The organism is Variovorax sp. MHTC-1, assembly GCF_003984645.1.
GTDB lineage: Bacteria > Pseudomonadota > Gammaproteobacteria > Burkholderiales > Burkholderiaceae_C > Variovorax.
In genome coordinates, this window is sequence record NZ_RWKI01000019.1 from 80,428 (window position 1) to 92,614 (window position 12,187).

At 67.7% G+C, this 12,187-nt stretch carries 10 protein-coding genes and 1 tRNA gene; 4 read left to right on the forward strand and 7 right to left on the reverse strand.

The window, feature by feature from the left end; genetic code table 11:
• Positions 1–179: 179 nt before the first annotated feature.
• Positions 180–253, reverse strand: a tRNA-Gly gene (locus tag EJI01_RS23170).
• Between the two features lie 157 nt (positions 254–410).
• Between EJI01_RS23170 and EJI01_RS23175 the strand changes: the two genes are divergently transcribed.
• A complete protein-coding gene (locus EJI01_RS23175) occupies positions 411–1,850 on the forward strand; it encodes an FAD-binding oxidoreductase (RefSeq protein ID WP_126839482.1) in 1,440 nt (479 codons plus the stop codon).
• Between the two features lie 19 nt (positions 1,851–1,869).
• Here EJI01_RS23175 and EJI01_RS23180 read toward each other — a convergent pair whose 3' ends face one another.
• Positions 1,870–2,244, reverse strand: coding sequence for a DUF2784 domain-containing protein (locus tag EJI01_RS23180; RefSeq protein ID WP_126839483.1), 375 nt, complete (start codon positions 2,242–2,244; stop codon positions 1,870–1,872).
• A gap of 150 nt (positions 2,245–2,394) precedes the next feature.
• Here EJI01_RS23180 and alaS point away from each other — a divergent pair, with 150 nt between their 5' ends.
• The 3 genes from alaS to EJI01_RS23195 all read left to right on the forward strand — a co-directional run bounded on the left by alaS (position 2,395) and on the right by EJI01_RS23195 (position 7,500).
• Complete coding sequence (alaS, locus tag EJI01_RS23185; protein ID WP_126839484.1) at positions 2,395–5,040, forward strand: alanine--tRNA ligase; 2,646 nt, start codon at positions 2,395–2,397, stop codon at positions 5,038–5,040.
• A gap of 5 nt (positions 5,041–5,045) precedes the next feature.
• Entirely contained in the window at positions 5,046–6,077 is a 1,032-nt protein-coding gene (locus EJI01_RS23190; protein WP_126839485.1) for a 2-dehydropantoate 2-reductase, read from the forward strand.
• A gap of 169 nt (positions 6,078–6,246) precedes the next feature.
• Positions 6,247–7,500, forward strand: a complete 1,254-nt coding sequence (locus tag EJI01_RS23195) for a D-amino acid dehydrogenase (protein ID WP_126839486.1) — start codon at positions 6,247–6,249, stop codon at positions 7,498–7,500.
• Here the strand turns inward: EJI01_RS23195 and EJI01_RS23200 are convergent.
• The 5 genes from EJI01_RS23200 to EJI01_RS23220 form a co-directional block, all read right to left on the reverse strand.
• The gene (locus tag EJI01_RS23200; protein WP_126839487.1) at positions 7,491–8,237 is read right to left on the reverse strand and encodes a transporter substrate-binding domain-containing protein; all 747 of its coding nucleotides are present in this window, start codon (positions 8,235–8,237) and stop codon (positions 7,491–7,493) included. The two genes, EJI01_RS23195 and EJI01_RS23200, sit on opposite strands and share 10 nt — an antisense overlap.
• A gap of 115 nt (positions 8,238–8,352) precedes the next feature.
• Positions 8,353–9,429: a TAXI family TRAP transporter solute-binding subunit gene (locus EJI01_RS23205; protein WP_126839488.1), complete on the reverse strand. Its 1,077-nt coding sequence runs from the start codon at positions 9,427–9,429 to the stop codon at positions 8,353–8,355.
• Positions 9,430–9,506: 77 nt separating this feature from the next.
• Positions 9,507–10,238: a hypothetical protein gene (locus EJI01_RS23210; protein ID WP_126839489.1), complete on the reverse strand. Its 732-nt coding sequence runs from the start codon at positions 10,236–10,238 to the stop codon at positions 9,507–9,509.
• On the reverse strand, positions 10,235–11,743 hold the full coding sequence (locus tag EJI01_RS23215) for a hypothetical protein (RefSeq protein WP_126839490.1): 1,509 nt from the start codon (positions 11,741–11,743) through the stop codon (positions 10,235–10,237). The genes EJI01_RS23210 and EJI01_RS23215 overlap by 4 nt, the downstream gene beginning before the upstream one ends.
• 95 nt (positions 11,744–11,838) lie before the next feature.
• Positions 11,839–12,027, reverse strand: coding sequence for a hypothetical protein (locus tag EJI01_RS23220; RefSeq protein WP_126839491.1), 189 nt, complete (start codon positions 12,025–12,027; stop codon positions 11,839–11,841).
• Positions 12,028–12,187 lie beyond the last annotated feature (160 nt).

Genomic DNA, 12,187 nt, shown 5'->3' on the forward strand with positions numbered 1-12,187 from the left:
CGCATCTGCAGACCTTTGTCCGTCCCTTCGATGGGGACCGGATCGGAAGTCGGCAGAGGTTAGGGATGAGCGCTTCGGGAGTAAAACGCTTTGGATCAATGAGATAAATCGATGGCGCGAATACCTCCGCGAAGCGCAACGAAAACGGCCCCTGCAAGAGGGGCCGTGATAGCTGGATTTGGAGCGGGTGAAGGGAATCGAACCCTCGTATGAAGCTTGGGAAGCTGCCGTTCTGCCATTGAACTACACCCGCAGCGGCGTGGATTCTACTGCGGGCCTTCCAGGTCCACGGTCCTGCCCCATGCACCGGACGCACGGCCAAATTTCAAGGACGCCAGGTCAGGCGCCCGAGCGAGCAAGTCGCAAAATGAGCCTCCGGCTCTTCAACGCGTTCATTCCGGGAGCACGCCATGACCTCTCTGACCTACCAGACGCTGGACAAGGATGTCCGGCAACTCCAGCAGTCCGACGTCGCCGCCTTCGCGGCGCAGATCGGCGGCGGCGTTCTGGGCGCCGCCGATGCTGCCTACGACGAAGCGCGCAAGGTCTGGAATGGCACGGTCGACCGCCGTCCGGCGCTGATCGCGCGGTGCATGAAGGACAGCGATGTCCAGGCTGCGGTGCGTTTTGCCGCAGCGCACAAGATGCTGCTGAGCGTGCGCGGCGGCGGCCATCACATCGCGGGCAACGCGGTCGCGGAGGGCGGTCTGGTGATCGACCTGTCGGGCATGCGCACGGTCAGCGTCGATGCCGCCAAGCGCATGGCGCGCGTCGCGGCGGGCGCGCTGCTCGGCGACTTCGATCGCGAGGCGCAGGTCCACGGGCTGGCAACGCCGCTCGGCATCAATTCCACCACCGGCGTGGCCGGGCTCACGCTCGGCGGCGGCTTCGGCTGGCTGACGCGCCGCTATGGCCTGACCATCGACAACCTGCTGCGCGCCACCGTCGTGATCGCCGACGGCACCGAGCGCGTCGCCTCGCCGACCTCGGAACCCGAGCTGTTCTGGGCCCTGCGCGGCGGCGGCGGCAACTTCGGCGTGGCGACCTCGTTCGAGTTCCAGCTGCATCCGGTCGGCCCCGAGCTGTACTCGGGCCTGGTGGTCTATCCGTTCGCGCAGGCGCAGCAGGTGCTGCGCGCGTGGCGCGACTTCACCACCGCCGCGCCCGACGAACTGAGCGTCTGGACGGTGATGCGCAAGGCGCCGCCGCTGCCCTTCCTTCCCGAATCGGTCCACGGCACGGAGGTGGTGATCTTGCCGCTGGTCTACAGCGGCGACGTGGAAGCCGGCGAGCGCGCGGCCGCGCCGGTGCTGCAGTTCGGCGATCCGCTGGGCACCGCGCTGGGGCCCACGCCCTATGCCGGCTTCCAGTCCGCCTTCGATCCGCTGCTCGCGCCGGGCAGCCGCAACTACTGGAAGTCGAACAACTTCAGCTCGCTGAGCGACGAGGCGCTCGACCTCGTGATCGACTCCGTCCGCCGCCTGCCGGGGCCGGCGTGCGAGATATTCATCGCCCAGCTCGGCGGCGCGATGGCGCGCGTGAAGCCGGAGGACACGGCCTTCGTCGGCCGCGACGCGCGCTACATCATGAACGTGCATGGCCGCTGGTCCGACCCGGGCGAAGACGAGCGGGTGCGCGCATGGGCGCGGGAGGTCTTCCAGGATGCTGCGCCGCACGCCACCGGCGGCGGCTACGTCAACTTCCTGACGGAGGACGAGGCCGAGCGCGTGGCCGGCAGCTACGGCGCGAACTACGCGCGCCTGCAGGCGGTGAAGCGGCAATTCGATCCTGGCAACCTGTTCCGCATGAACCTGAACATCGAGCCGGCTGGCGCGCCGCAGTCCCCGTAGCCCGTCGGCCCGAAGGGCATTAGCGCTGCTTCAATCGTCGCGCACGACGAAGAAGCAGCGCATACACCCCCAGGTTGAGCACGGCAACGAAGGTGCCCGAAGCGATCTGCGCGGCGCGGGTGAGGCCCTCCGGATAGACCACGCCCAGCAGGTAATGGTCGATGAAGCCGCCGCTGTAGCCAGCCTGGCCGGCGGCGAGCCGCAGCTGGTTCTCCAGCGGCGTCAGCGGGCATTCCCATCCGAACCAGGCCACCCAGGCACCCCAGAAGACCGCCGGCAGGTGCAGCCAGGCGAGCCGCGGCCAGCGCCACACGAGCAGGCCGCCCGCCACCACGAACAGGATGAAAAGGCCGTGCAGCACCAGCACGGCGTCGGCCAGCAGTCGGTCGTTCATGGGGTCGAGCATAGGTCTTGGGCAAAGCAACAGGGGCATGCGGGACAGAGGGCCAAACCTATAATCGAATGTTCAAGCAAATCAAGCAGTTAGGTGGGTTCGATGCAGGGGCTGCCCGCTCGGCTGCCTGTCTGAGAAGTCCAATCCAAGATGAGCCAGCCCACCTTCAGCGTTGCGGACATCCGCAAGTCCTTTCTCGATTTCTTCGCCTCCAAGGGCCATACCGTGGTGCCGTCGAGTTCGCTGGTGCCCGGAAACGACCCGACCCTGATGTTCACCAACTCGGGCATGGTGCAGTTCAAGGACGTGTTCCTCGGCACCGACAAGCGCCCCTACGTGCGCGCGGCCTCGGTGCAGGCCTGCCTGCGCGCCGGCGGCAAGCACAACGACCTCGAGAACGTCGGCTACACCGCTCGCCACCACACCTTCTTCGAGATGCTGGGCAACTGGAGCTTCGGCGACTACTTCAAGCGCGAATCGCTCACATGGGCCTTCGAGCTCCTGACCGAGGTGTACAAGCTGCCGGCCGACAAGCTCTGGGCCACCGTCTACATCGAGGACGACGAGGCCTACGACATCTGGACCAAGGACATCGGCCTGCCGCCCGAGCGCGTGGTGCGCATCGGCGACAACAAGGGCGGACGCTACATGTCCGACAACTTCTGGATGATGGCCGACACCGGCCCGTGCGGCCCGTGTTCCGAGATCTTTTACGACCACGGCCCCGGGATCGCGGGCGGCCCGCCCGGCTCGCCTGACGAAGACGGCGACCGCTACATCGAGATCTGGAACAACGTGTTCATGCAGTTCGACATGCAGCCCGACGGCAGCGTGAAGCCGCTGCCCGCGCCCTGCGTCGACACCGGCATGGGCCTGGAGCGCCTGGCCGCGATCATGCAGCACGTGCACAGCAACTACGAGATCGACATCTTCGACGCGCTGATCAAGGCCGCTGCGCGCGAGACCGGCGAAAAGGATCTGGACAACAAGAGCCTGCGCGTGATCGCCGACCACATCCGCGCCACCGCCTTCCTGGTGGCCGACGGCGTGATCCCGAGCAACGAGGGCCGCGGCTACGTGCAGCGCCGCATCGTGCGCCGCGCCATCCGCCACGGCTACAAGCTGGGCCAGAAGAAGCCCTTTTTCCACAAGTTGGTGCCCGACCTGGTGGCGCTGATGGGCGCGGCCTACCCGAAGCTCGTGGCCGACGAGAAGCGCATCACCGAGACGCTGAAGGCGGAAGAGGAGCGCTTCTTCGAGACGCTCGCCATGGGCATGGAAATCCTCGACGCGGCCCTGGGGGCTCAAGGCGCCGCAAGCGGTGCGGGCGCCAAGGTGCTGCCGGGCGAGGTGGCCTTCAAGCTGCACGACACCTACGGCTTCCCGCTCGACCTCTCGGCCGACGTGTGCCGGGAGCGCGGCGTCGAGGTCGACGCGGCCGGCTTCAACGCCGCGATGGAAAAGCAGAAGGCCGCCGGCCGCGCCGCCGGCAAGTTCAAGATGGACCGCGCCGTCGAGTACGCCGGCGCGGCCAACACCTTCACCGGCTACGAGCACCTCGAAGAGAAGGCCAGGGTCGTGGCCCTCTACTACGAAGGCGCGCCGGTGCAGGAACTGAAAGAAGGCCAACCCGGCATCGTGGTGCTCGACACCACGCCCTTCTACGCCGAGAGCGGCGGCCAGGTCGGTGACCAGGGCGTGCTGGTCGCCGAAGGCGTGCAGTTCGGCGTCGACGACACGCAGAAGATCAAGGCCGACGTGTTCGGCCACCACGGCACGCAGACGCAGGGCACGCTGAAGGTGGGCGACGCCGTCACCGCGCGCGTCGACACGGCGCTGCGCGCGGCCACCATGCGCAACCACAGCGTCACTCACCTGATGCACAAGGCGCTGCGCGAGGTGCTGGGCACGCATGTGCAGCAGAAGGGATCGCTGGTCGATGCCGACAAGACGCGTTTCGATTTCACGCACAACGCTGCCGTCAGCGCAGCACAGATCCTCGAGATCGAGAAGCGCGTGAACGCCGAGATCCTGGCCAACCAGGCGACCCAGGCGCGCCTGATGGACATGGAGTCGGCGCAGAAGACCGGCGCCGTGATGCTGTTCGGCGAGAAGTACGGCGACACCGTGCGCGTGCTCGACATCGGTTCGAGCCGCGAGCTGTGCGGCGGCACGCACGTCGCGCGTACCGGCGACATCGGCCTGTTCAAGATCGTGAGCGAGGGAGGCGTGGCCGCCGGCGTGCGCCGCATCGAGGCGGTGACCGGCACCAATGCGCTGGCCTATCTGCAGGAGCTCGAGGCGACGGTGAACAGCGTCGCCGCCACGCTGAAGACGCCGGCCTCGGAACTGCAGCCGCGTCTCGTGCAGGTGCTCGACCAGGTGCGCGCGCTCGAGCGCGAGGTCGGCGCGCTCAAGGGCAAGCTCGCATCCTCCAAGGGCGACGAGCTGCTGGCCCAGGCGGTCGATGTGGGCGGCATCAAGGTGCTGGCCGCCAAGCTCGACGGCGCCGATGCCAAGACGCTGCGCGAGACCATGGACAAGCTCAAGGACAAGCTCAAGACCGCGGCCATCGTGCTGGCGGCGGTCGACGGCGGCAAGGTGCAGATCGCCGCCGGCGTCACGGTCGACACCATGGGCCGTGTGAAAGCGGGCGAGCTGGCCAACTTCGTCGCCCAGCAGGTCGGCGGCAAGGGCGGCGGCAAGCCCGACATGGCCATGGCCGGTGGCACCGATGCGGCAGGCCTGCCGGCCGCGCTGAAGTCGGTGCAAGGCTGGGTGGCGGAACGGATCTAGCGCACATGGCCGAGCACGAGTCCGAGCCCGCGCCCGTCGACGTGCTCGTGATGGGTGCCGGCACCCTCGGCTGCTTCATCGGCGGCAGCCTGGCGGCGGAGGGCGTGCGCGTCGTCTTCGTCGGCCGCCCGCGGGTGCTGCGGGTGCTCGCGCGGCGCGGGATCACGCTCAGCGATCTCGACGGCATGGAGCGCCACGTGCCGCCCGACGCGCTGCATCTCGAGGAGCGGGTGCCTCAGGGCATACGGCCCTCGCTGGTGCTGCTGACCGTGAAGAGCAACGCCACTGCCGAGGCCGCGGCCGAGCTGGCCGAAGCGCTGCCGGCCGGCACGCCGGTGCTTTCGCTGCAGAACGGCATCTCGAACGCGGCCGTTGCATCGAAGGTCGCGCCCACGCTCTATGTGCTGCCCGGAATGGTGCCGTACAACGTGGCGGAGATCGAACCCGGCAACTTCCACCGCGGCACGCCCGGCCGGCTGGCCGCCCGGCGCAGCAGGGCACTGCGGCCCTGGCTGGCGGTGTTCGAGCGTGCCGGCGTACCGGTCGACACTTACGACGACATGCTGTCGGTTCAATGGGGCAAGCTGCTGCTCAACCTCAACAACCCGATCAATGCGCTCTCGGGGCTGCCGCTGCGCGAGCAGTTGCTGGATCGCGGCTATCGCCGCTGTCTGGCGGCCCTGATGGACGAAGCGCTGGATGCCCTGTCGTGGGCCAACATCGCGCCGGCGCAGCTCGCGGCGGTGCCGGCGCGGCGCCTGCCGTTCATCCTGCGCCTGCCGACGCCGCTGTTCCGCCTGGTTGCGGCGCGCCTGCTGCGCATCGACGACAAGGCGCGCTCCAGCATGGCCGACGACCTGGCGCTGGGCCGGCGCACCGAGATCGACGCGCTGTGCGGCGAGGTGGTGCGGCTCGCCAAGTCGAACGGCGCCCGCGCGCCGATCAACGAGAAGATGGTGGCGCTGCTGGAAGCCTGGCCCGAGCGGCCGGAGCATTTGTCGGCAGAGCGTTTGCAGTCGGCACTGGGTTTGCAATGACGTTCATCCCCAGGCTTGCCCACTTCGTGTGGCCGCCAACCCCCTCTCCGGGGGCAACACCGACGGCCCGGCAAAGCCGGTTCCGTGGTGTTCCTGGCATGGTTCTCGCGCTTGAGGTGTCCGGGGCGGGCATTGCAAAGCCGGTGCTTTTGGGAGGACGAGGAGCGGCATGCAAGTACTGATTCTGGGCAGCGGGGTAATCGGCACCACCGTGGCCTACTACCTCGCCAAGGCCGGCCACGAGGTCACCGTGCTCGACCGCCAGCCGGCGCCGGCGCTGGAGACCAGCTACGCCAACGCGGGCGAGGTGTCGCCCGGCTACTCGGCGCCCTGGGCTGGGCCCGGCGTGCCGCTCAAGGCGATCAAGTGGCTTCTGATGCGGCATCGCCCGCTGGTCGTCAAGCCGATGCTCGACCCGGCGATGTGGCGCTGGGGGATCGCGATGCTCTGCAACTGCACGCATGCGCGCTACGAGCTCAACAAGGGCCGCATGGTGCGCCTGGCCGAATACAGCCGCGATTGCCTGCAGCAGCTGCGCGCCGACACCGGCATCCGCTACGACGAGCGCTCGCTCGGCACGCTGCAGCTGTTCCGCACGCAGAAGCAGCTCGACGGGACGGCCAAGGACATCGAGATCCTCAAGGCCTACGGCGTGCCTTACCAGTTGCTGGACCGCGAGGGCTGCGTGCAGCACGAGCCGGCGCTGGCCGCCGTGAGGGAGAAGTTCGTCGGCGGGCTGCGCCTGCCGGGCGACGAAACCGGCGACTGCTTCAAGTTCACGCAGGCACTGGCGCGGCTGGCCGAAGCGGCGGGCGTGCGCTTTCGCTTCGGCGTGGGCATCACCGACGTCGCACGCGACGCCGCCGGCGTGACCGCGGTCCATACCGAAGCCGGCCCCTTTCGTGCCGAGCGCTACGTGGTGGCGCTGGGCAGCTATTCGCCGAAGCTTCTGAAGCCGCTGGGCATCCGCCTGCCGGTGTATCCAGTCAAGGGCTTCTCGATCACGGTGCCGATCAGCGACCCGGCGATGGCGCCCGAGTCGACGGTGATGGACGAGACCTTCAAGGTCGCCGTCACAAGGCTGGGCGACCGCATTCGCGTCGGCGGCACCGCGCAGCTCTCGGGCTACGACCTGCGGTTGAACGACCGGCGGCGCGACACGCTGGAGCACGTGGTCACCGATCTGTTCCCGCAGGGCGGCAGCGTCGAAGGCGCCGAATTCTGGACCGGTCTCAGGCCGATGACGCCCGACGGCACGCCCATCCTCGGCGCCACGCCTATTTCGAATCTGCTGCTGGCCACCGGCCACGGCACGCTGGGCTGGACCATGGCGGCCGGCACCGGCCGCGTGATGGCCGACCTGATCGGCGGCCGCTCACCCGAGATCGATATGGAAGGATTGGGCTTGGCGCGCTACGCCTGAGCGGCAGGCGCCACGCTGGCGCCCTGAATGCCGTGCCGCGCCAGCGCCTCGGCTACGAAGCCGCCGGCTTTCATCTCCTCGACGAAGGCGGCCAGCGCCGCGGCTGCTTCGGCGCCGCGCGAGGCCGGCGTGCCCATCGCCTGCTGGATCACCATGAAGCGCCCGGGCAGCATGCGCACGCCGGGCGAGCGCCCGGCTTCGGCCTCGAGCACCTGCCGGATGCCGGCCGCCACCTCGACCTGGCCCGCGTGCAGGCTTTCGAACACGCCCTTGGCGCCCTGCAGGCGCTCGATCTGCGCCTCCCTGATCTCGCGCGTGAGGAAGAGGTCGTAGGCGCTGCCGGCGCCGACCGCGATGCGGACATCGCCCTGGTCCACCTCGTCGTTGCGCCGGATCGGCGAGGCCGCGGGCACCAGGTAGCTGCCCTCGATCAGCACATAGGGCGCGGTGAAGCGCAGGCCCTCGCTGCGCGCCGGATCGATCGCGAAGAAGCCGATGTCGGCCTTGTCGTTTCGTACCGCATCGACGGACGCGGCCGCCTTGTCGAACACCACCAGCTCGATCGGAACCGACAGGCGCTGCGCGAAAGCGCGTGCCAGGTCGACCGAGACGCCGGCCGGTTCGCCGCTGGCCGCATCCTTGTTCGCGAGGATCGGGTTGCCGAGATTGATGGAGGCACGCAGCGTGCCGGTGGGCGCAAGGGCCGAGACGATGGCGGGGGTGATCGGCGAGCTCATGGCCTCAGTTTACGGGCCGCCCCCGCGATCGCTTCGAGGCCGGTGCGCTCGACCCCGGCACGGCGGCCGGCGAATCGAGGCAGCGGATCAGCTGCCGCGCCGCGGGCCATCAAGCTCACCTCTTGCACAAGCCGAGCACCCATTCCTGCTCCGTGCAGTCGCGCCCTGCGGGTTGCGTCCTGGCCCATGCCGGCCCGCCCGCCGCTGCGTGCCCGGCGATGCAGGCGCGCAGCCGCTTTTCCATGGGCGCGTAGTAGCGCCATCCCTGGCCGAGGGCGGGCAGCTCCAGGCGCACCTGCTTCCACTTGGGATGCCCGTTGGCCTGGAGCTTGTCGAAGTTCTTGCAAAGCGACTCGGCGAATCGGCCGAGATTTCCGACCGTCGATTGCAGGCCGTAGTCGTAGGTGACCAGATAGGCCTTCACGGTCAGGGTGGGAATGTCGGCCGTGAGCCATGTCGAGTAGCTCGCGGCGCGGATCGTCGCGGGAAAGTAGGTCTTCTTCGCACGCGCTGTTTCCGGCGCCGCATCGTCCAGCTTCAGGATCTTGATGTAGTTGCGCGCCTCGGGCTTCATGTCCGAGAACAGCTTGGCCGGCTGGCCGGCCACGATGATGGCGACGTCGATCGACTTGTCGACGGTGAGCTTGGCGAGCGCTTCCTCGTTGGTCAGATACTGCGCGTTGGCGGCCGGCATCTGCTCGCCGAACATCAGCTGGTAGAGCGTTCTCGACGTGAGCGCCGTGCCGCTGCCGAGCGCTCCGACGCCGATCTTCTTGTTCTTGATCTCGTGGATGGCGTTCAGCGGCGAGTCGGCGCGGGCGACGAAGTAGATCTCTTCGTCGTAGAGCGGCATGATGAGGCGCAGCGGACGAATGATGTTGCCCGCGTCGGCGTTTCCAGCCTTCGCCTCGTCGAGGAAGGCTTGGTAGACATCGGACTGCACCAGCGCGAGTTTGACCCCCGGCTCGAAGCGCATGCGCTGAACGTTCTCCGCCGAACCCTTGGACTCCAGGACGTCGAGCTCGATGCCGGCGGGCTCGGCTACCCACTTGGCAAGGTCGCGGCCGATCTGGATGTAGGTGCCGCTTTTCGATGCAGTGACGATCTTGTACTGCGCCCTGGGCTGCGCGAGGGCCGAGGAGAGGAGGACCACCATCGCTATCAGCCCCGTCAGGATCGATCTGATTGGCATTGCCGGCTCCAGTGAAGGTCGTTCATGGTAGTCCTGTCGGGCGATTGCCGATACGTCTGCGCTGCTGATCGCGCATCTCATCTCTCGCACAGAGCCAGGGCCGCAAGCGTGTCGTTGCACCCGCTCCTTCCGGGGTCCGCCGTGCCGATCTCCGGCGCGGGCGCTGCGATGGGCGGCGCCTGCGCTGCCGGCGGCGCTGGGGCGGGCGATGGCGACGGCTCGGCCAGTCCGAGCACCCTGGCCGCTTTCTGGGTGGCCTCGCGCAGCTGCTCGCGCTTGGCGTCTTGTTCCCGCCCTCGCCGATCGAGTTCGTTCCTCAAGTCCCGCACGCCAGGATGATCCGGATGGGCAGCGGCCAGGACGACCAGCGCACGCTCCGCGGCGCTGAGGTCTCCACGGCTCAAGGCACCCTGTGCTTGCGCCAGTTTCGCCGAGAACTCTCGCGACCGGTTCGTCTCGTGCTGCTTGTCGACATAGAGGTACCCCAGCGCCAGGGCGAGCACGAGCAGAACAAGCGCCGCTACCGCGCCGATCGCCGAGCGCTTGAGGACGGCGCCAGGACGCGGCGCCACGGCATGCACTAGCGCCTCCTCTTGCCATTCGAACGGGGCGGGGACGAAGCGCGCAGGCTCGGCGTCGACATCCTCTTGGATCTCGTCTGTCGCGCTGGCGCCGAACGTGAGGGACGCATCCTCGCCGCAGTACGGACAGAATTTGACCCGCCCATACAACTGCGCAGCACAACGCTGGCAAGGCACCGAGAAGTCCGGCTCCGAATTGGCCAAGCCCGGTTGCACGAGACGGCTCATGCGTCGATGCGCCAGCCCGGCAGGCGACGCTGGTCGGGGTGATAGAGAAACAGGTGGCCCGAATAGACGAAGGGTCGCGTCATCCACGGCCGGGCCAAGCGGGCAGCCCAGAACTGCACATCATGTTCGCCGCGCAATTCGAAGGTGGTGGTGCACGTCTCGTTGGACGCGACAAGGCCATCCACCGATCGGATATTCGGCACGCGCGCGCACAGAAGGGTCGATGCCGAAGTCGATTCCAGCAACGGGCAAATCACTTCGCCGGCACTGGAATCGCTGCTGTCATCGGGATCGAGCCATGGATCGCCCAGCAGGCGCGTCGCGAGCTGAAAGCACGCCGAACCGGTGCACAGCCGGGGTGAACTCGCAGGTCTGACTTCCGGCTCGCTGAGCCCGAGTTGAACAAAGACGATCTGCCCTTCCTGGTCGTCCTGCCGCAAGCACTGCTGCCATAGCTGGCCGCTGTCGGAAAGGTAGGGGCTGCCCAGATCGAAGCGCGGCGTGATGCCCGACGGCCATGGCAGAAAGGAGGTTTCGAACGCAGCGCCGGCGCCGCGCTTGACCATCAGTTGGCCCATCGAGGTCATCCAGACGATCTGGCGGTCGTCGGTCAGCGGTCGAAACCACGGCGCTGCCGCTGCGGTTGCCGCGAGCGGCGGCCCATCGATACGGCGAAGAGCACTGCCATTCGGATCCAATGCGTAAACGCCGAGTTTCCTGTCTTCTTCCAGCATCGGCACATGAACCCTGCCTTGCCACATGACCGGCGCGCCCACGCAGCGTCCGCCTACGAGATGCGATTCGTAGGTCCGGCCGATAGGATTGATGGACACGATGGCCAGTCCGTCATCGGTAGGCATGAACAGCCTGGTGGATTCCTTGGGGTCCTGCACCACCATGCCCCAGGCGTTGGCGACCAGAGCGCTTTCGACGAGTATCTCGGCACCTCTCGGATAGATCTCCAGCCAGCACTCCGAGTACGGCAGCCAGTGGTAGATGAGTCCGCGCGAAGAATCGATCGCGAACAATCTGGACTCGCACGTGTGGCACGCGCTCACAAGGAACTGGTAGTTCCCCGCGGGCGGCATCGCCAACTGGTGGTCCGGCAGGGACTCGATGCTCAGCGTCGGCCGCAGTGCCAGCCGGACGGCTGTCAGGCCCAGCCCTTGCGGATCGTCTGCACCTGAACCGTCGCCGCCGAAAGGCGGCAGCCAAACATCCAGTTGGGGGATGGACGGTTCAGGCAACGCCTTGCCCGTCATGGGAGAAAACTTGAACGCCCCGGGATAGAGTGCCAGGGGCCGTGTCCCCCGATCCGGCCCATCGAAGCTCACGCGGGCGCCGACCAGCGCCGCCAGGTCGAGCGCGTTGTACACCGCCTGGGCTGCACCCAGCCCTCTGAAGTCGGCGAGATCGAAAGCACCCGTCGTCGGATTGCGCGACCATGCCTGATCGCCCAGCTCCCAACGCTCGTTCTGATGAGACGACGTCAGCGACGCGGACATGCAGTCAGTGTAGTGCGCGCTATTGCGTGCGTGCGGCCGGACTTGGCCGTCCGGATGAGGGAATCCCCGCCCTCCAGGGAGGGAAGGATGTCAACTCACGGCTCGGTCCGCCCCGCGCCGCCGCCCCACATTTCTGCGGCGACGTCGACAGGATCGCGCTTCCCGTACGAGGCGTAGATCTCTTTCGCGAATTCCTTCGATTGCACGGGATCCGCAAGTCCTTCCGACAGGCGGAACCACTCGGCCAGGAAAGCGCCAACCCATTGGCTCAGGTGGTCGGTCATCGACTGACGCTCAAAAACTGACGCGGGTGGCAATCAGCACGCCGTCGACGACCTGCGCGCCTTCGACGGTCACGGCGACGCCGTTGCCCAGGTTGGCCGCGCTGCCGTTGACGAACACGACGCCCGCACCGCCGGCATTGACGGGTTGTCCTCGCACCCA

Bases quoted from the DNA above. Each gene is read 5' to 3' on its own strand.
- EJI01_RS23215 (WP_126839490.1), bottom strand. From the start codon at position 11,743: ATGTCCGCGTCGCTGACGTCGTCTCATCAGAACGAGCGTTGGGAGCTG.
- EJI01_RS23190 (WP_126839485.1), top strand. From the start codon at position 5,046: ATGGCCGAGCACGAGTCCGAGCCCGCGCCCGTCGACGTGCTCGTGATG.
- EJI01_RS23220 (WP_126839491.1), bottom strand. From the start codon at position 12,027: ATGACCGACCACCTGAGCCAATGGGTTGGCGCTTTCCTGGCCGAGTGG.
- EJI01_RS23195 (WP_126839486.1), top strand. From the start codon at position 6,247: ATGCAAGTACTGATTCTGGGCAGCGGGGTAATCGGCACCACCGTGGCC.
- EJI01_RS23175 (WP_126839482.1), top strand. From the start codon at position 411: ATGACCTCTCTGACCTACCAGACGCTGGACAAGGATGTCCGGCAACTC.
- alaS (WP_126839484.1), top strand. From the start codon at position 2,395: ATGAGCCAGCCCACCTTCAGCGTTGCGGACATCCGCAAGTCCTTTCTC.
- EJI01_RS23210 (WP_126839489.1), bottom strand. From the start codon at position 10,238: ATGAGCCGTCTCGTGCAACCGGGCTTGGCCAATTCGGAGCCGGACTTC.
- EJI01_RS23205 (WP_126839488.1), bottom strand. From the start codon at position 9,429: ATGCCAATCAGATCGATCCTGACGGGGCTGATAGCGATGGTGGTCCTC.
- EJI01_RS23180 (WP_126839483.1), bottom strand. From the start codon at position 2,244: ATGAACGACCGACTGCTGGCCGACGCCGTGCTGGTGCTGCACGGCCTT.
- EJI01_RS23200 (WP_126839487.1), bottom strand. From the start codon at position 8,237: ATGAGCTCGCCGATCACCCCCGCCATCGTCTCGGCCCTTGCGCCCACC.